Raw genomic sequence first — 18,613 nt, 5'->3', positions numbered from 1 at the left:
GATGCGCGGGTCCGGCAGACACGCCGGGGCGACAGGCACACTTCGCCTGTCGCAGGTCAGGACAATTGAGGCGGGTGATCGATCGAAGACGATCGCGGCGCAGGCACTCCGAGATGATCCGACGACACGACGGCGACCGTTTCGGTGACGGTGAGCAGAAAGATGCCGCCCGGAAGCGCTGGTGCGTGGTCATGCGAAGTGCAGCCGTGATCGTGGCGCGAACCGCCGTCGCCATGGTCTGCATCGGCATGGGCGTGAGACACGCAATCCGCATTGGCGGCGATCTCCCAATGCTCGAACGCATGGGTGAGTTGAGTCACCGCCAACAGCGACAGACCGGCCATCCAAAGGATACGGAAGCGGCGCCCAAGGCTCATGAGGTGCACAAACTAAGCACCGTAATTCGGCGGTCAAACTCTTTCCGCAGCGCCGAGATCATGGAATTCCGGACACAGGAAAGCCGCGCGTCATCGAAGTCGCTTGCGGCGAAGCAGCAGAAACCGAAAAAGCCCGATTACCCAGCACAGGGACAATCTTGCCGCGCAGTGCGGTCCTGCGCTCAGTCTTTGGCCGCCCGCCATTCCGCAATGAGGGCATACTCACCGGGGGCAAGATAGTCGGGGTCGAGCGAGCGAGCCAGTTGCTCTGCCGCCTTTCCTTGGCCGTTGGCACCGAGAATGGCGGCGGCGATGGCTTGCTGGCCGGGCGGCAACTGTTCGACGAAAACGTCGAATTCATCGAAGACGGCCAGGGCTTCGGCCGCACGGCCGGTTTTGAGCAGAGCGAGGGCGTGCGTCAGGCGAAGATTCACATCTGTGGGCGACGCGGCCAGCGCGGCGGCGGTTTGCTGTGGATCGACAGGAGACCCGGAGAGCAGTCTGTCATAAAGTTGTTGGCTCTGGACGGCCGTGGCGTGCGGGGAAGCTCCGGCGGCACGTTCGTAAGCGGCTTGCAGGCTTGCCGGTTGCCCCCCGCGGCCGAAGCGTTCGCGCGCCAAGCGGAAGAAAAGCTCCGATGTCCCGGTTTCGCCGCACAGCGCAACAACCTCCCTGTCGACCAGTTCGCGGAATCCCGATTCGTCGAGCAGGCGCAGGGTCATGACGATGGTGCCTTCGCGGGCGGCGGTGCGCACGGCGTCCTGCGCAAATTTCTCGGCCTGCGCTCCGCGATCAAGTTTGGCGTTCGCCTGCGCCGCCACGGCGGACATCAAGCTGCGAGGCACGCTGCCAGGTCCTTCGGCCAGCGCACGCAACTCCTCCCATCGGCCCAACGAGGACAACGCTGCGCAGCGCGCGAGGAACGCGTTGGCATGGCGCGTTGCTTCCGCGGGTGGCAGATAAACCAGGGCACCCTCGGGATCGCCGCCGTGCATGACCAGCCATGCGGCCAAGGCGGTTTTCCGTGAAGGCTCGGCCCCTGCATACACGGCTTTGAGCCGGTTGGTCATTTCCTCCCTTGTGGCATCGCCGGCAGCGATCATAGCCGTGGCGGCGGGGAGCAAAGCGGGGTTGTCCGGGGCGGGACGTTTCCATGCGGCGGCGGACCAGCGCTGCCGTTGGCTCCCCGTAAGACGCAAATTGGCGAAGATCAAAGCCAAGAGTTGCTCGCCTTCGGGTGCGCCCAGCAGAGAGTCCGCGATGTCCGAAATTTCCTTCGCACCCGCGAGATCTTCGGGCCCGGGCGAGTTCGAGCTTTGCAGGAAAACACCATGCCGGGCCAACAGAAGACGCGCCAAAGTGAGTCGGTGGGCCGGGGTGTCAGAGGACCGCACAGCCGCACGCGCTTCGGCGATACCCTGCTGCAAATTGCCGCGGGACACATTCCTCTCCACCCGGATGGCCGCAGCCTCGGCCCCGAACCCGGCCTCCTCCAGCGCAGCCAGAGCCTCGGCATATTGCGGTTCGTCGCCGTTGCGCATCATGGCCAAGGCCCGCGCTTCGAGTTCCTCCTTGGTCAGTTGAAAACCTTCGGGCAATTGACTCCACGTCTTTGCGGCCGAAGGCAACCCCATCTTCGTCTCGATGACCGCGAGCGCGCATTGCACGGCCGGATCCTCAGGGCGGAGGTTGCGGGCCGAACCGATCTGCACCTGCGCCGCCGGCCACCGCCCCTCCTCCGCACTGGCCACCGCCTTGCGTGCCAGATCGCGCGCCCGCCAGCCGACAAAAAAGTGCAACCCGATCGAGCCGAAAACCACAGCCGCCAAAACCGCCACCGGAACCCACAGCAGAACGCGACGCAAAACCGCATGGAATGGCGTCTGCGCGTGATGCCATTCGATCGGGCCCGTCGCCTCGCGCCACCAGCGGGTGAAAAAGTCGGCCACCGCGGATCCCGTCTTTACAAAAATGTTCGGCTCTTCGTTTTCCATGGAACAAAAAATCCCCCGCACCTTAACGCGCTGTCACCATATGGCAAATGGTGGACAGCTTGGCCGCGAATTCGAAAGGCGGAACCGATCGCGGGCCACGGCCCTCTACGTTCCCTGCCCTTGGGAAACATTCGCGCGTTTGCGCCAGCGCACGAAGCCTGCGCCGCCGGCGAGCAGCGCTGCCGCCGCCCATGGGCCGGGTTCGGGGACCGCGGCGCTGGCCGAGGTGAAGACAAGGTTGAGATTACTTCCGCTCTTAACGACGGAGAAGTTACCGCCATCAAGCAGGTTGGCAAAACCGGCGGCGCCTTTGGTGGCGTTGGTGTTGATCAAAAACTGGCTGGTGCCGCTGTAGCCGGTAATACCGCCCGACGCGGTGGCGATGGTCCAAGAGTAATTTTGCGCCGGGTTGAAGTTGATCGCCTCGCCGTCCACGTCGGGTGTGACCTGCGACAAGGACCATATGTTGATGTTGAATTCGCTGCCGACGGAAAGTGCGGACAGGTCGAGTGTTCCGGTGACGGTCAGCAAGTCCCAACCCGAACCGGCCGCGCCCGTGGCGTTATAGATCTGCCAGTTGTAGTTGCCGCCGGCATTCCACACCGCGTTGGTGGCCGTGAGCGTGCCCGGAGAGTTGCCCGGACTGATCGTGCCACCCGAACCGACGATGAGCCCGCCGACATAGCCGCTGCCGGCCAGCGTGCCGCCGCTGTTCACGGTCACGCTGCTGTCCACCGATCCGTTCACCTTGAGCGTGCCCGCGTTCACCGCCGTGGCGCCCGAATAGGTGCTCGCGCCGGTAAGGTTCAGCGTGCCCGCGCCCGCCTTTGTCAAACCGTAGCCGGATCCGCTGATCGCGCCGCCCACGGTGAGTTCGTTGTTACTCACGGTGACCGTGCGGCTGGCGTTCATCGTCACCGCGCCTGCGCCGAGGTTCAAATTTGTGACGGAACCGACGTAGGCGAAGTCACCGTTCCAGCTCTGCGCATTGTTGTTGCTGAGAGTGACGTTCGTATACATGAAGGTCGTGCAGTCAATAGAGCCCCCGAGAATGACGAAGGCGCCAGTGCCCAAAGCCGTGGGTTTGTTTAGAATCAGCTGCCCGGCTTCCAGCGTGGTCGTGCCGCTGTAGGTGTTGAGTGTCGCCGGACTATCGATCGCATTAGTGGCAGCTGTCTCGATCTTCAGCGCTCCACCGCCCGTCTTCGTAAATCCATAGGCTCCGGAAACGGGGCTCCAGATGCTTATGGTGCGTGCCACATCGCCGGCATCGGCAGCCTTAATTGTCACTTCTGCGCCAGACAAAGTGAGACTGGGGTTATTGATGACAACGGATGCCACCTTCGCGCCGAGCGTGCCCTGCACGAGATTTACGAGGGGAGTGTTCGACGCAATGTTGGCGCCGATGTAGGCGGCAGCCGCTGAACCATCGAGCGTGAACGCACCTCGCGTGATGCCGCTGGAAAAAGTTCCGCCGTTGACCACGATGTTGGTCGCGGAGACGGTGCTGGCAGTGAATGTTCCGCCGGTGATTTTAACTTCCTGGGCAGCGTAGGCACCGGTGCCTGTGAGGCCATTGGAGAATGTTGCGCTTCCCGATCTCAGTTCAAAACTTCCTCCGTTGCCGCTGCTATTTCCGAATTGTGAGTTAGAGCTCACGTTGACGGTTTGACCATCCACGATGATGCGACCACTTGAGTTCGTGGCCCGCAGGGTGCTGAGAACGCTGGTGGCACTGCCGCTGAGCGTCATAGTTCCTGTTCCGAGATTCAACAAATTGAGGCTGCTCGCTCCGCCTCTGGTTATGGCGCCTTGGAGGTTCACCGCACCCGTCCCGGAAACAATCACGGTTTTTGTCCCTGCCGTTCCTCCCGTGCCGCCGGTGATGTTGCCGGCCAAATTCAGAGCCACACCACTGGCGCCAGAAGCGTCATTGGCAATGCGCGTCGTGCCCGTGATCGCGGTGCCCAGCACGATGTTGGCGTTGATGACTTGGCTATTGGCGACCGTTCCGGCCACCGCGATGACAGCGTTGCTGTTATTGAGGGTGTTCGTCTGTGAACCGACCGCACCCGAACCGATCGTGTAAGCCGCGGCATTCGCGGTATCAAACGCAAGGTTGCTGATCGTCACACCCACGCCCAAATCGATGGTGGTGTTGCCGTTGCCGGCACTATTGAACGTCGCCGTGTTGCCCGAACCCGGCACCGGCGACGCGCTCCAATTGCCAGTGTCGCTCCACAAGCTGCCCGAACCCCCGCTCCATGTCCCGTCCGCCGCTTGCGCGGCGGGAGCAAGAAAGAGAAAGGCCGCAAGGAAAAAACCGGCGATCGCGGAAGGCGGCGCCATGACAACGCTGAACTTGCGCGGGGTTTTCAGGTTGCGGGCGCGCATCGTTCAGGCTGCTTCTTTCGGCCCTTCGTCGCGGCGTTTGCGCCAGCGCACGAAAGCCGCACCGCCGGCGAGCAGCGCCGCGGCGACCCAGGTGCCGGGTTCGGGAACGGGTTCTGTGACTTGGGAAATGGTGAATGAGGTCGGGCTAAACTCCATCGTTCCGCTCGCGGTGCTGACGGAACTTTGGATGGGATAGGATGAAGTCGTGACCGAGCTGTATGTTCCCAAATAGCTCGGAAAGTAGGTATCGGGCGACGGCGCGGGATTTTGCATGGCATAACCGAACGCGGCTCCTACGTTGGCAAAGACCCTGAACACTTGAGAGCTGTTCGGCGCGTAGAGCCCGATAAACTCCGCATCGGTTCCTGCGTAAATGAGGGTCGCTGGCTCGAGATTCACTTGGAGAAAAGAATACGGACTGCCGAGGAATTGGACGGGCCGGGTATAAGTCCCCGTCAGTCCGGTGCCGGTCACATTGGCGAAAAGGACCGGTTGCGTGGACAGTTCCTCAGACCAGGTCATGGTCGTGGCGCCGGCTGATGCTTCGGGCGTGTTGCCGGCCAATGTCCAAGTGAACGTCACCGGGTCGTTGAGGTTCCATCCGGCGGCCGCTGTCGTCACGGTGCCGTTGACGGTGAAAATGATCGCGGCTTGCACGGGAACGAAGGCCAGTGTGGCTACAGCGGCGAGGAAAATGGGCAACTTGCGCATGCTTCACTGAAGCGCGATTTATTTGTGTCGTCGAAAAACATGTGACGAATCGGCGTAAAACCGTGACGAATCGGCGCGATAATGTCTCAAGGCGCGAGCAATTCGCGCAAGCGCGAGGCCGCGGCCGCACCCAAATGCAGTTTCTGGCCGTGCTCCCCGAGCCTGACCAGCGCCGAGCGCACGGAAAATTCGGCCGTGCGGATGCAGTGACGATTGACGATAAGCCCGCGATCGAGCTGCACGAACATTTCCGGCGGCAGGCAGGCAGACCACTGCTTGAGCGTCTGCCGCGCGGTGAGGTGTTTCCCGTCGCGCGTGGTGATGCGCGAGTAATTTCCCTGGGCTTCGACAAGAACAATGTCGTCCACGCCGACAAAGCGCCCCGATCCGCCGAGCGGCACGAGCGCGAGATCGTCCGGTTGCAATTGCGGCCTGACCGCCGCGACATCGAGTGCGCCGCTGCGGATGAGCCGCACCGCGCGATCGAGGGAACGGTGGAAACGTTCCTCGTTGATCGGTTTGAGGAGGAAGTCGATCGCGTTGACCTCGAAGGCGTGGGTGGCGTGACGGTCGAATGCGGTGACGAAGATCACATGCGGGGGGTTGTCCAAGGCGGCAAGCACGTCGAAACCGCCACCGCGCGGCATCTGCACATCGAGCAGGAGCAATTCCGGTTGGTGCTCGCGAATGGCCCGCAGGGCGGAGGCTTTGCTGCCCGCTTCGCCCACCACCACGATGTCCGGGCGCGTGGAAAGCAAACGCACGACATGCCGGCGCGCAAGGCGCTCGTCATCGACAGCGAGGCAACGCACCGGCTTCATACTTGCGGGGTCTGTGCCGGAATTTCCACCTCCGCCACCACGTGTCCGCCCTCCTGCCGCAAATCGAAACGGGCCGCGCTGCCGTAGCGCAGTTCGAGGCGCCGCCGGATGTTTTCCACCCCCACCCCGGCGCCGGAGCCGCGGCGACGCCCCTCGTGCAACGAACCGTTGTTCTCCACCCGAATGTTCAAGCGGCCGTCCTGCACGCGCGCCATCAGGCGGATCCCGACGCGGTCGGAATCTTCGAAGCCGTATTTCACGGCATTCTCGACGAGAGGCATGAGCACCATCTCGGGCAACGCACAGGCGGCGGCCTCGGCAGAGATGTCATAGTCGACCTTCAGCCGCTCCTCGAAGCGCACCTGCTCGATCTCGAGGTAGGAGCGCACCGATTCCAACTCCTTCGCCAGAGTGATGACGGGCAACGGCTCCGGCTTGAGTCGTAGACGCAGGAAGTCGGCCAGACGCGCGACGAGAGGCGGGATGCGCGCCGGTGCCTCGTGCGCAAGTTCCTGGATCGAGGTGAGCGTGTTGAACAGAAAATGCGGATTGAGCTGGTAGCGCAGCGACTCGAGACGAGCCGACGTCTCGGCCTCGCGCAATTCCGCCACCTGCGTCTGCATCTGCAGGACGGCGCGGTAGGAATTGGCGCTGGCCAGCAGGAAAACCACGAAGACCGAAGGCACAATAATGCGCATCACGTCGGCCGGCGACAGGAGCACGGGAAGAAGGCCGTTGAACTGCATGACGAGCAGACCGAGCGATCCGAGAAAAATGAGCCACGCGGTGGTGAACAAGCCGAGGCGTGCACCCCGGCAACGGACCCACTGCGTCGCGGCCACGCCGGCCGCACCGCCGAGAGCGAGAAGCTGCAGCGGCAACTGGAATTTCACCGCGATGCCGTAGGGCAGAAAAAGTCCGATGGCCAACGCGATAGCGCCCACGACATAGCTGGCCGCCAACACCCGCCTCTGCGCCGCGCACAATGCGTTCCAGCCGAGGAAGTCTTCGTTGAATTTGATGAAGACGATGGTGAAGAGCATGGAGCAGAGCAGCGCACCCTGACGCGAGAACCACTCAGGCCACGGGCCACCGAACCAGACATAGAGACCGTTGAAGATCATCGCATGCAGCAACCCGAAGGCCATGGCCACCCCCACGCCGAGGAATTGCCGGTTGCGCCCGCCCGCCAGCCAGAGCCCGAATCCGAGCAAAGACAACGCGGCACAAAATCCCACCTGCACGAAATCGCGGAAGTCGCGCCGCGCGGTGAAATTGTCGAACTCCAGCGGCGACCCCACGGTCAAGGGCAACCACATCGAGGTATCCGTCTGCGCACGCGCCAAGACCGTCCGTTTCCCGCCGGCCGGCACAACCAGCGACAACGTCGGATATCGGCAGCCATCCCCGCTCCGCAATGAACCCGGTCGGTGGTTCGTTTGCCTGCCCTGCTCGAGCCGGCCGTCGGCCACCACATACCATTCGAACCGGCTCATCCGCGCCATACCCAACTCGACCATTAGCGGTTCGTCACGCGCGCTGCGCGATTCGATCTCGAAGCGCATCCAGACCGCGGCCTTGGTGAAGCCGAACGTCGGCACCGGCACGGATGCGGGCACGAACTGCGAAGCCTGCCCCGGTGTCAGCACGTCATCGATCGTCAGCGCGCCCGAGGGGTCCTGCAGCAACGCGAGATGCGGTCCGAGCTCGGCGAGAAAAGGCTGCCCGTCGATGACCACCGGCGACGGTTCCGCCGCACGCGCCATCGCCGGCAACCACACAAACAGCGCGACGCACAAACACCAAGGCGTGATCCGGACCGGTCGTGACATCACGCGCACGTAACGCGCGGAGGACGCAAAAGACAAGACCGCGTAAAGGTCATCGCGCACCACACCGTGACCTTCCGCAGATTCGTCCCGCTTTTCCACCGATTCGTCCCAAAAATCTCGTGCATCTTTCTCAAGCTGCGATCATGAGCGCAGCAATTTCTGAACTACTACCATGACTACGAAGCCCAAGCCGAGCGGTCTCCACCGCAGTCTCCTCCTCGCCACTCTGCTGCTTGCCACCGCAAGTTCTCCGGGCTGGGCGCAGTCGAATCTCGTGAGATGGGGCGTTTACGACACAGGCGGCCAAGCCAGCGCTGCCACGAATTACGCGGCCACAGGTGTAGCGGCGACGCCCCTGACTCTGGGCTACGGCATCTCTCCCGTCAATGTCCTGAACACGCTCGCCGCCAACAGCTTCGGCGCGAGCAGCGCTTCCATGGCATTGCTCAATGGCGATTATTTCCAATTCACCGTCTCGCCGGCGGCCAACTACTCCCTCAGTTTCTCGGCCCTCGACAGTATTTTCTACCGGACCACAAACGGCAGAACCAGCGCCGGTTGGTATTGGAACAGGGACAATTACGCCACCGCACTGGCCTCGACCGACTCGGTCAGCACGAATGCGGGCGGTGCTCCGCTCAACGTCACTTTCGCATCCAACGCGGCCACCACGATGACTACGTTTCGTGCCGCCGCCTGGGGAGACGGCTGGAACCAGGGAGCTACCGCCATCAGCGCGACAGGCGGAACCAACCAGAACCCCAGTCTGAGCGGCACCGCCACCCTCCGCGCGGCCTCCACTTTGACTTGGATCGGCGACCTCTTCACCGGGAATTGGAATGATTACGAAAGCACCAATGCCTATGGCAACTGGAACGGCAACAACACGCCGATGAACGGCGACACGCTGGTCTTTGCGGGTGCGTGGATGACCAACACCACCAACTCCTCCTCGTCGCTGCAGCTCAAAAGCATCATCTTCACCAACACCGCCGGAAATTTCTCCATTTCAGGCAATGCCATGACGGTTTCGAACGGCATCGTCAACCTCAGTGCCAACGGCCAGACCTTCTCCAACCAGGTCACGTTGGGAGCGGCGCAAACCTTCGACGCCTCCGCGGGCGAACTCACTTTCGCGGGCGCCATCAACAACAACGGCAACCAGCTCACCATCAGCGGCAGCAACAACACGACCGTGAGCGGCGCCATGAGCGGCGCCGGCGGCCTGACCAAAACCGGTGACGGCGAATTGTCGCTGGCGGCCTCCAATTCCTTCAGCGGCGGCACGTTGCTCAACGGGGGGACACTGACGGCGGGCCACGCGTCGGCCTTCGGGTCCGGTTCGGTCACGCTGGCCAGCGGCACCACGCTGGACCTCGCCAACTTCAGCATCGCCAATGCCCTGATCATCAACGGCGGCACGCTGACCAATGCCGGCACCGTCAGCGGCGCGCAGTTCAACGCGGGCACGACGACACTCTCCTCGGCGAACAGCACGGTGGCTTCCGTCACCAGCACCGCGACACTCAACGTGGCGGGCAACAACACCACGATCACCAACGTCTCGGGTGGCACGGTCAATGTCACCGGAGCCAACACTGCCGTGAAATCCTACACCGGCGGCAACATCAACATCAGCAACGCGACAGTCGTGACCGTCCAATCGGGCAATTCGTCCGGCGCGATCTCGGGCGCGGGAAGCCTGGCGAAAAACAGCGCGGGCACACTCACCCTCTCCGGCACCAGCACTTATTCCGGCGCGACGACCGTGAGCGGCGGGACCATGGTGGTGAACGGGGCGGTCAATAGCAGCATTTTCACCGTGGAAAGCGGAGCCACCCTCGGTGGTTCGGGATCGATCGGAGGCCTCATCGTCGGCTCCGGCGGCACGATCAGCCCGGGCAATTCACCCGGCACGCAAACCATCGCCGGCAACGCCACGTGGGACGGCGGCGGCAACTACAACTGGCAAATCCATGACGCGACCGGCGCGGCGGGCAGTTCGACCGGCTGGGACTTGATCAATATCACGGGCGCGCTCGACCTGACCGGCCTTTCGGATACGAACAAGTTCAACATCAACCTCTGGTCGCTCTCCGGCGTTTCACCCGACACCAACGGTAACGCGGTCAATTTCACCGCACCCACGAACAAGTTGACCACCTACACTTGGACCATCCTCAACGCGGCCGGCGGCATCAATGGCTTCAACAGCACTAACTTCAATCTGAACGTCGCAGCCTTCAACGGAACGGGCGGGTTCCTCAACCCGCTCGGCGAGGGCAGCTTCTATCTGGTCCAGAACGGCAACAACTTGGACCTCAAGTTCGGCATCATCCCCGAACCCGGCACGTGGGCTGCCGCCGCGATGCTGCTCGGCGGCGCGGGCTTTGTTCGCTGGCGCCGGTCGAAGAAAGCCTGAGAAGTTTCAACGCGCATCCCGCGTCGACAACCAACACCCGAGCGCTGGCCCGGACGGTCTGCGAACGCCCGCGTGATTCAACGCCGTTGGGGATCGTGTGGTTATGCAGAAGCCCAGGCTTTCGCCTCGGACGATCTGGACGACGGGAAATGCTTTATCTCGGCGGCCACGAAGTGAGAGCCCAGGTGTTCGGCCGCGGCGCCGAGCGGCGAATCGGTGACGATGGCAACCTTGCGGATCTTTTGGTGGTGATCGCGGATGAAGCGGAAGTGGCTCGCCGCCGCGCCGAAGTTTTCCCATCCGGGAAAATGCGCGGCCTCGATGACAACGGCCTTGAGACTGCCGTTGGATTCGATGAACGGGTCGGCGGTCGCGGCAATTTGCGTGAAATCTTCCGCGGTCAAAGGACCCGCGGGGTGCAGCAAAAGGACGCCCGAGGCTTGATCGAGTGAGAGCGTGACCATGACGCATACTCTCGGATTTGCTGCCGAAGGGCGCAAGCCTGCGCCGCCATGGTCATCGGCTGCCCTCTTCGACGACTCTTTCATTCATGAATGCCGGGCGAAGCCCGTGTGCTCCGCGAGGCCTGTGGGATGGGCCAACGCGTCGAATTTTTTCTCGCCTGACACGCGGCGTGGAACCTACCTTCCGGTCGGAGACCGACCTATGACCGAACACCGCTCATCCCGCGAAGATTTCCTTAATCTCGATGAAGACACCGCAGCGCCCGGCATCGAACAAATCGACGACCAAGTCGCGCAGGCGCAAGAGCGCCTGATCGCGCTGAAGCGCCAAGCCGAGCAACTGGAGCGGGAGAAAGCGAAGCTCGAAGAATTGAGCCGTCGCCAGGAACAGTTCGACAACGGGCGCAACGAGATGGTGGACAAGTTCACCTCCTCGCTCGTCGCCATCCAACGCGAGACCGACCAGACACTCAAGCGCCTGGAAATCCTCAAGAACGTGCAGACGAGTTTCACCGATTACCTGCACGAGCTCGAAGCGATCAATCCCAAGGACTGGGCCCCGGAGGAGTTGAACAAGGAACTTTCGAAAGCGCTCGGCGCGGTGGAGGATGCGCGTTCTGTTTTTGTCAAAGCCCAGGCTCAAATCGGCGCGGACACCGAGACCGGCGGCGAGGCGAGCCCCTTCGACACCGAGGGCGGCGGCCAAGGCTTCGGCTACTGGCTCATGGCGGGATTCGCATTCACCCTGCCGCTCTGCGCTCTCGTCCTCTTGGGTCTCGTTCTCTGGTTCCTGCAGCTCGCGTCCTGAGCCATGCCCCGCCGGCCGACCAATCCGCTATCCGAGCATGTGCAGCGTCTGCAGGACGAGCATGACCGGCTCGTCCGCGAAATGGCCGAGATGGAAAAAAATCTGCGCCGCAAACCGAAGGCGCCGAAACCCAAGCCCGTCCAGGAAGTCAAGCTACGGGCCGCCAACGTCGCGGCCATCGACCTGCCGCGTCCCAAGGATCACCGTTATCTCGGCGGCGCGACACCGATGCGGCACGCGCGCTCGAGGCGCCGGGCGAAGCCGGACGTGCGGATGGCCCAGGTGAAGTTCTGGCTTCTTTGCCTGGTTCTCGCCGCGGTGCTCGTTTTTGTCTGGAAGAATCTGCCCGCCTGACCCGCGGCGTCAGTCTTTCTTGGCGACAAACAGCGCCGACTTCATCGGCTCGAGCTTGAATGCGGTCTCGCCGTTCTTGACCTCGATCTCCCGGCCCGAAAGCACATCCGCGTAGGTTCCGTCGGCCATCTCGGGCGCAACGTCGAATTTGTATTCGGTCACATTGTCGCCGCGGTTCCAGGCAAGCAGCGCGCTGTCGCCGAGGTGTGCGCGGACAAATGCGTAGCGGTCGCCGTCGGCCACCAGCGGCCGCCTGCTTCCGTAGCGCAAGGACGGGTGCTCCCGTCGCGCCTTGGCCACCTTGCTAAAGTGCGAGCGCACGCTGTTTTCCTCCGCGGTCACCCCGTCGCCCCATCGCATCATCCGGCGGTTGTCGGGATCGCCCGCGCCGCTCATCCCGATTTCGTCTCCGTAGTAGATCATCGGCACGCCGTCGATACCCAGCACGAAGGTGAGGCCGAGCTTGAGGCGCTCGTAGGCCGCCGGGTCATCGACCTTCGGCGGATTTTTCCAGCCGACTTCCTCCTCGTCGGACTCCGAGGGATCGGGCAAATCGCCGTCCGCATAGGCCATGAACCGGGCCTTGTCGTGGTTGCCGAGCAGCGGCGACATCAGCGTTTCCTTGCCGTAAACCGACTCCGACGACGAAAGCGATTTCTCCAACTCCTCGAAACCGCTTTTCCGTTTGGCGAAGACGTCGATGATGGTGTCATAGAGCGGAAAGTCGAACTGGCCGTCGAGCATGTTGGGACCGACGAAACGCATTATGCCTTCGCGGTCCATGAAGGTCTCCCCCACGCTGTAGAGCGGAACCTTGCGTCCGGGATCGACCGCCGTGCGCATGGCGGTGCGGTAGCGCCACCAGAAGGAAGGCTTGATGTGTTTGACCGCATCAAGACGGTAGCCGTCGAGTTTGTAGCGCACGGCAAAATCGACCGCGTTGCCGATCAGGAATTTGACCGCCTCGGGCCGGTCGAAGTCGAACGCGGGCAGCCATTCCTCGAACCATGTGGTGAACTGGTGGTCGTCCCAGCGCCGCAGATTCTTGCTGCCGTCGGGTAATTCGAGAGCCCCGAAAAGCTCCGGGCGCTCCTTGCGCAAAGGATGGTCGGCATGGACATGCTTAAGGACAAGGTCGGCGATGACGTAAATGTCTCCGCCGTGGGCCGCGCTGATCATTTCCTCGAGGGCCGCATCACCCCCGAAGCGCGGCTCGGCCTCGGTGTGCGAAACGGGCCAATAACCGTGGTAGCCGGTGTAAAAGCGGTAAGGCGGGAGATATTCCTGCCACGCGCCGTCCGGATTCCGGTTGAGCGGGGCCAACCAGAGCACATTGACGCCGAGATCGGAGAAATAGCCTTCGTCGATCTTGCGCCGGATACCTTGGAAGTCGCCGCCCTGATAGTTGGCCTGCGGGGGCACGCGTTCGTCGTTGACCGGTCGGTCGTTGGACTGGTCGCCGTTGGCAAATCGGTCGGTGAAAGCGTAGTAGATGATGCCATCCTGCCATTGGAATTCCGCCGGCGTTTGCACCGGCGCGCGGGCAGCGTTGCTCACATTGCCTTTGGCATCACTCACCACCGCACGAACCCAGGAACCCGGGGGCGCGCCCGCGGCATCGACGACAACATCCTCGCCGGAAATCTCGTGCGGGACCGGCCGGCTATTGCCATCCGGCAACTGGAGGACAGTGGAAGCCTGCACAATGCCGCTTCCGCCGCGCACAGCACGGAAGACGACTTTTCCGCTCTCCGCGGAGCGCGCAAAGACAACCGGGGGTTTCCCGCGGTCGGTCGCAGCCACGCGCGCCACCGAGTTGCGCCCGCCGGATCCGTCGTCGGCCTGTTCGGGATTCTCGGGATCCAACGTCCATTCGCCATCGACCACGAACTTGTATTGCTGCGCACCCGGGGACATGGGAACGAAAAGCTCGAATGATCCGTCGGGCGCGGGCTTGAGTTCATGCGACGTGGTGTTCCAGCCGTTGAATTGGCCGGCCACGCAGACTTTGCCAACTTTGCGCCCTTTGGGCCGGTAAACGAAGTGATTGCCGTCGGCGGGACGCACGCCGATGAGCAGCACACCCTCGAGCACCGGTTTCTCCGCCGCGCCACCCGCAGCCATGCTCGCGACGCCTGTCTCCTTGCGCCCGAGCGCAGGCCCCTCGGGCGGGTGACTGAAAAACCGGAGCGGGATCTCGATCAGCCCCGACGCCTTTTTGTCCAAAGCGACTTGCAAGGCGAAGGTCTGATCATCGAAAGCCGCACTGTATTGCCCCGTGACGGGTCCCGGCAGGGCCAGCCCCAAGTCGCTCCCCCCCGCAAAATAAAACCGGTGCATGTCCAATTCGATCGTTTGTCCTGCGGTGACCGGTTGCATGGGGATCCATCCGAGGAAACTCGGGATTTGCGCCGGAGCCGCGGATTGCGCGCGGAGCACCGCGGGCAAAACGAGAAATACGAAGGCGAAACGGGCCAGTGGGCAGCTTCGGAGTGCTCGTGGAAATTTCATGTCATCGGGCGGCGGGAAACGGCCGTCAATGCGAGGCCGCAGGAGCCGACAATTCGTAATACGCCGCGGTGAGGGGTTGAAGCTCTTTGATGAGAAGACCTGGATTTTCCATCTCGGCGGGCGTCGAAACCAACTCGGCTGTTTCCCCGGGAACTTCGCCGAGCCGATCTTGGGCAACCACGCCGGCTTTTTCCGATCCGGCAAGCGCATCCCAGCCGAGGAAACGCATGGCCGTTTTCGGAAAACGGATGCGCACATCGCGCAATGCTTTGCCGGGATTGAGGTTCACCACCACCAACATCCGCTGGCCGCTTGCGCTGTCATGGCGCAGATAGGCGTAGAGCCACTCGCCGCTCTTCCCTCCATCGACGCGGCCGAAACCGGGATTGTCCAGGTTGTCCGGGTTGAGCGGATAAAAGCCGCCGTCGCGAAAGGCAGGGGCATCAACAGCGGCAAGCAACCGGCGGTAAAAATCGCGCAAAGAATGCTGCTCTGCCGACAGCTTGCCCCCATCGAATTTCCCGCCGTTCACCCACTTGGTGAATTCCGGCATGGACCAGTAATCGTAAATCGTGGTGCGCGCATCATCCTTGCCGAAACCCTCGGAGTCCGCGGCCTGTTCCCCGACCTCTTGGCCGTGGTAAACCATCACCGGACCCCGCGACATTCCGAACAGGAGCGCGGACACCGGCATGCCGACGCGCGGCCCCAGACCGCCCCATTGGGACGGCGACGCCAGGCGCACTTCGTCGTGGTTCTCCGCGTAACGGAGCGAATTGTCGAAGAGGAAAGGGCGCCGCGCCGCACTGTCCAGGTCGTTGGCCGTGGCTTTGCCGAGATAGACATTCTTCAAGGTGTCATAGGACGGATCGTCATAAACCGCGTCGAATCCGCTCTTGAGCAACTCCAACAGGACATTGCCCCCGGTCGCTTTCGCGGCCTGCGAATCCCCCGACGCAACTTTCGCCTCGTCGTCGTTGTAGGCTTCGGCAACGAAGTAAACCTGCGGATTGCGTTCGCGCGCGCGAGAGATCAGCCAACTCCAGAATTCCGGAGGAACCATGTGGGCCATGTCCGCGCGGAACCCGTCCACGCCGAGCCCTTGCCAATAGGCAACGACGGCATCCATTTTTTCCCATGTGTCCGGCACCGCGATGTCCGGACGGGATCCGTGGGGGTAAGCCCGTGCGTCCTTTTCCGCCGCGCGGAAGTTGTAGCCGTAATTGAGCTTCGCCGTTTCATACCAGGTATCCGGACCGGGCGACCAACTCACCACATTGTTCCCGGTGACCCGGCCGTGGTCTTTCTCGCCATCGAAAAGACCATCCCCACCGCCCGCGGCAAGCACGGTCGGACTGGTTGCGCGCCCGTCGCCATCGACGGTCGGCAGCCGCAACGGCGCACCCGGACCCTCGGCATGCGAATCGGCAGTGAGGTAATAGAAATTGTTCCCGGGACTGAAAAATTTTCCGCGGTCATCCTTCGCGCCGAAGGAAAGCTCCGGCTTGACGGTCGATGCGTAGCTGCGCGCCACATGGTTGGGAACAAAGTCCACCAGCACCTTGAGACCGCGGTCATGCGCGCGCCCGACCAACGCCTTGAATTCCTCCAGTCGTTTCGCGGGATCGACCGCGTAATCGGGACAGACATCGAACCAGTCTTTGACTGCATAGGGACTTCCGGCCAAGCCCTTGAGCAGATCGGCGTCGTCGGCGGGTTCACCGATCGCGGTGTAGTCCGTGGCGGTCGCCTGCTGCATCACTCCCGTGAGCCAGAGGTGCGTGAATCCCATGGCTTTCAGCCCGTCGAGCGCCGCCGCGTTGATGTCGGCAAATTTTCCCGTCCCGTTTTCTTCAAGCTTCCCGTTCGGTTTGCGGGTTTCGTTGGTGTTGCCGAACAAGCGCGGCAAGAGCTGGTAAATGCGCACCTTCGGGGACGCGGGATCGGTGCGCCCGCCCGTGCGGAAACGGACGCCGCTCTTTGCGGACTCCACAGCGAGATGATGCCGGACCACGCGCTCGCCCGAACCCGCGCCGTCCGCCGGATCGAGCGAGCCGTAAAAGCGTCCGCGCCCCGCGTCCGCCGCCATGTCTTTGAGGAAAACGGACAGATCGAAGCTCGCGTCGCCACCAATGAGAGAAAACGGGATGCGCATAACGAGTTGCGCCGGCTCGCGCGCCACGGAAACTCCGTCCGCTTTTTCAGCCGCGCCCCATTGCGTTTGCTTCCAGCGATAAAGGACGGTTCCGCCCCCCGGCTGCGACGCACCGGAAACAAGCACGAGATCCGCGGGAAAAGGCAGCCACACTGCACCCGAGGACAGATCCGGCGGAAGCAACGGACTGCCGGACTTACCCCGCGCTCCCGCGGCGGCAAACAGTCTCTGGTCCGGCCCGTCAACCCCCGCACCTGTGACGCGGATTTCCCATGCGTCGGACGCGCGGCTGATCCGGTAGCGCACGCCGTCCGCCCCGGACGCGTCATAGACGCTTTTTTCCGCGCAGACGCTCGCGGCGAAAAGCAGGGGCCAAAAAAGCAGGACGGCACGGCGCATCGGAACGAAAATTTCAAGCGCTGCGTCCGGCGCTGTCAAGATATGCGGACGCGGGGCACGCTTCTTCCTTGCACAAACGACGGATTTTCTGGTGCGCTCAATCCGCGTCATGGCGACCGACAGTTCCGCCCCTGCCCCGAAGAGCCTGCTTGCCCACGGCGCTGTGGCCCGCATTTTCTCGTATTTCGCACTCGTTGCGGCATCGCTCGTGGCACTGGTTCCCCTCTGGCACATCCTCGTCGCCGCACTCGCACCGACAATGCCCGCAGGCGCCACCTCGTGGCATTGGCCGGCGCACGCCAGCATGGACAATTTCGTGCAGCTCGCCACCGAAACCGGGTTCGTCCGGTGGTTGGCGAATTCCCTGCTGGTATCGCTTGCCGTGACGCTGGTTGGCGTCGCTCTTTCGGCCACCGCAGGCTACGCGCTGTCCCGCTTTCATTTCTTCGGCCGACTCACCGTCCTGCGCGCCCTGCTCGTCACCCAGATTTTTCCGGCCACGATGCTGCTTCTGCCGATTTTTCTCGTCTTGGTCAAACTGCGCCTGACCGACACTTTTTTCGGACTCATCCTCGTTTACCTCGCGACCATCCTGCCGTTCTGCATCTGGCAGATGAAAAATTTCTATGACACCATTCCGGAGAGCCTCGAGGAAGCGGCGGCGATGGACGGATGCACCCCGGGGCAGACATTCCTCCGCGTGGTCCTGCCCGTTTCGGCCTCCGGTCTGGCCGTCACGGCACTGTTCTCTTTCGCCGCCGCGTGGAACGAATATGTCGTCGCCGCAATCCTGCTCCAAGACTCCTCTCTCTTCACCCTTCCGCTCGGCTTGCGAATGCTCCACACCGAAAGTCTGCACGGACAACCCGGCATCTTTGCCGCCGGCGCACTGGTAGTCACCGTGCCGGTCCTTGTGCTTTACCTCGCGCTGAGCCGTTTTCTCGTGGCCCGGCTGCGGGACATCACCCTGCGCAACTAGCCGCGATAAACACAACAGGAGGTCGGCGTTTCATGGACGCTGATCGCACTGAGCAAAGGAATCGACGGCTTGAGTTCGCGCCAGAGCCAGGCCGCGATATTCTCGAAAGTCGGGTTCTCGAGTCCGGGGATGTCGTTGAGATAGCGGTGATCGAGGCGGGCGATGAGAGGTTTGGCAGCCGCACCAATCTCCGCATGGTCCATCACCCAACCGGTGTCAGAGCCTACCGGCCCGGTCACCGAAATCTCTACTTTGTAGCTGTGACCGTGCATGCGTGCACATTGGTGGTCGGGCGCCACGCGGGGCAGCGTGTGCGCCGCCTCGAAGTGGAAAGTTTTGGTCAGAGTCGCTGTCATTGCCCCTCTTTGTAGCGTCCCGCCACGCGCCCGGCA

14 protein-coding genes are annotated in these 18,613 nt (G+C 62.7%); 4 read left to right on the top strand and 10 right to left on the bottom strand.

All coding sequences use genetic code 11. From position 1 onward, the window contains the following. Positions 1-56 precede the first annotated feature (56 nt). The 6 genes from FGM15_01970 to FGM15_01945 all read right to left on the bottom strand — a co-directional run bounded on the left by FGM15_01970 (position 57) and on the right by FGM15_01945 (position 8,228). A complete protein-coding gene (locus FGM15_01970) occupies positions 57-377 on the bottom strand; it encodes a hypothetical protein (protein ID MBU3664634.1) in 321 nt (106 codons plus the stop codon). Between the two features lie 182 nt (positions 378-559). Beyond that, on the bottom strand, positions 560-2,371 hold the full coding sequence (locus FGM15_01965) for a hypothetical protein (protein ID MBU3664633.1): 1,812 nt from the start codon (positions 2,369-2,371) through the stop codon (positions 560-562). A gap of 105 nt (positions 2,372-2,476) precedes the next feature. Then, positions 2,477-4,765 (bottom strand): hypothetical protein, encoded by a 2,289-nt coding sequence (locus FGM15_01960; protein MBU3664632.1) that lies wholly within the window; start codon positions 4,763-4,765, stop codon positions 2,477-2,479. A 3-nt stretch (positions 4,766-4,768) separates the two neighbouring features. Beyond that, entirely contained in the window at positions 4,769-5,476 is a 708-nt protein-coding gene (locus FGM15_01955) for a PEP-CTERM sorting domain-containing protein (protein MBU3664631.1), read from the bottom strand. An 86-nt stretch (positions 5,477-5,562) separates the two neighbouring features. Then, positions 5,563-6,297, bottom strand: a complete 735-nt coding sequence (locus FGM15_01950) for a response regulator transcription factor (GenBank protein MBU3664630.1) — start codon at positions 6,295-6,297, stop codon at positions 5,563-5,565. Further along, entirely contained in the window at positions 6,294-8,228 is a 1,935-nt protein-coding gene (locus FGM15_01945) for a hypothetical protein (GenBank protein ID MBU3664629.1), read from the bottom strand. The genes FGM15_01950 and FGM15_01945 overlap by 4 nt, the downstream gene beginning before the upstream one ends. Before the next feature lie 73 nt (positions 8,229-8,301). Between FGM15_01945 and FGM15_01940 the strand changes: the two genes are divergently transcribed. Beyond that, on the top strand, positions 8,302-10,551 hold the full coding sequence (locus FGM15_01940; GenBank protein ID MBU3664628.1) for a hypothetical protein: 2,250 nt from the start codon (positions 8,302-8,304) through the stop codon (positions 10,549-10,551). A 101-nt stretch (positions 10,552-10,652) separates the two neighbouring features. On the opposite strand, the gene FGM15_01935 is transcribed toward FGM15_01940, so the two are convergent. Continuing rightward, positions 10,653-11,015: an STAS/SEC14 domain-containing protein gene (locus FGM15_01935; GenBank protein ID MBU3664627.1), complete on the bottom strand. Its 363-nt coding sequence runs from the start codon at positions 11,013-11,015 to the stop codon at positions 10,653-10,655. Between FGM15_01935 and FGM15_01930 the strand changes: the two genes are divergently transcribed. Further along, a complete protein-coding gene (locus tag FGM15_01930; GenBank protein MBU3664626.1) occupies positions 11,014-11,823 on the top strand; it encodes a hypothetical protein in 810 nt (269 codons plus the stop codon). The genes FGM15_01935 and FGM15_01930 overlap by 2 nt on opposite strands. 3 nt (positions 11,824-11,826) lie before the next feature. Further along, positions 11,827-12,177: a hypothetical protein gene (locus FGM15_01925; protein ID MBU3664625.1), complete on the top strand. Its 351-nt coding sequence runs from the start codon at positions 11,827-11,829 to the stop codon at positions 12,175-12,177. A gap of 9 nt (positions 12,178-12,186) precedes the next feature. On the opposite strand, the gene FGM15_01920 is transcribed toward FGM15_01925, so the two are convergent. After that, complete coding sequence (locus FGM15_01920) at positions 12,187-14,946, bottom strand: hypothetical protein (GenBank protein MBU3664624.1); 2,760 nt, start codon at positions 14,944-14,946, stop codon at positions 12,187-12,189. Beyond that, complete coding sequence (locus FGM15_01915) at positions 14,714-17,476, bottom strand: hypothetical protein (protein ID MBU3664623.1); 2,763 nt, start codon at positions 17,474-17,476, stop codon at positions 14,714-14,716. The genes FGM15_01920 and FGM15_01915 overlap by 233 nt, the downstream gene beginning before the upstream one ends. Here FGM15_01915 and FGM15_01910 point away from each other — a divergent pair. Continuing rightward, on the top strand, positions 17,352-18,221 hold the full coding sequence (locus FGM15_01910; protein MBU3664622.1) for a carbohydrate ABC transporter permease: 870 nt from the start codon (positions 17,352-17,354) through the stop codon (positions 18,219-18,221). The genes FGM15_01915 and FGM15_01910 overlap by 125 nt on opposite strands. Here the strand turns inward: FGM15_01910 and queD are convergent. Then, entirely contained in the window at positions 18,218-18,577 is a 360-nt protein-coding gene (queD, locus tag FGM15_01905) for a 6-carboxytetrahydropterin synthase QueD (protein MBU3664621.1), read from the bottom strand. The two genes, FGM15_01910 and queD, sit on opposite strands and share 4 nt — an antisense overlap. Between the last annotated feature and the right edge of the window lie 36 nt (positions 18,578-18,613).

Source organism: Chthoniobacterales bacterium, assembly GCA_018883245.1.
Classification (GTDB): domain Bacteria; phylum Verrucomicrobiota; class Verrucomicrobiia; order Chthoniobacterales; family JACTMZ01; genus JACTMZ01.
The sequence above is the reverse complement of the archived record's forward strand: the minus strand, read 5'-3'. Positions and strand labels throughout refer to the sequence as shown.

Coding starts and splice junctions, on each gene's coding strand:
- FGM15_01930 (MBU3664626.1), top strand. CDS start 11,014: ATGACGCATACTCTCGGATTTGCTGCCGAAGGGCGCAAGCCTGCGCCG.
- FGM15_01970 (MBU3664634.1), bottom strand. CDS start 377: ATGAGCCTTGGGCGCCGCTTCCGTATCCTTTGGATGGCCGGTCTGTCG.
- FGM15_01915 (MBU3664623.1), bottom strand. CDS start 17,476: ATGTGCCAGAGGGGAACCAGTGCCACGAGCGATGCCGCAACGAGTGCG.
- FGM15_01965 (MBU3664633.1), bottom strand. CDS start 2,371: ATGGAAAACGAAGAGCCGAACATTTTTGTAAAGACGGGATCCGCGGTG.
- FGM15_01950 (MBU3664630.1), bottom strand. CDS start 6,297: ATGAAGCCGGTGCGTTGCCTCGCTGTCGATGACGAGCGCCTTGCGCGC.
- FGM15_01925 (MBU3664625.1), top strand. CDS start 11,827: ATGCCCCGCCGGCCGACCAATCCGCTATCCGAGCATGTGCAGCGTCTG.
- FGM15_01940 (MBU3664628.1), top strand. CDS start 8,302: ATGACTACGAAGCCCAAGCCGAGCGGTCTCCACCGCAGTCTCCTCCTC.
- FGM15_01910 (MBU3664622.1), top strand. CDS start 17,352: ATGGCGACCGACAGTTCCGCCCCTGCCCCGAAGAGCCTGCTTGCCCAC.
- FGM15_01920 (MBU3664624.1), bottom strand. CDS start 14,946: ATGTGCGCATCCGTTTTCCGAAAACGGCCATGCGTTTCCTCGGCTGGG.
- queD (MBU3664621.1), bottom strand. CDS start 18,577: ATGACAGCGACTCTGACCAAAACTTTCCACTTCGAGGCGGCGCACACG.
- FGM15_01935 (MBU3664627.1), bottom strand. CDS start 11,015: ATGGTCACGCTCTCACTCGATCAAGCCTCGGGCGTCCTTTTGCTGCAC.
- FGM15_01960 (MBU3664632.1), bottom strand. CDS start 4,765: ATGCGCGCCCGCAACCTGAAAACCCCGCGCAAGTTCAGCGTTGTCATG.
- FGM15_01955 (MBU3664631.1), bottom strand. CDS start 5,476: ATGCGCAAGTTGCCCATTTTCCTCGCCGCTGTAGCCACACTGGCCTTC.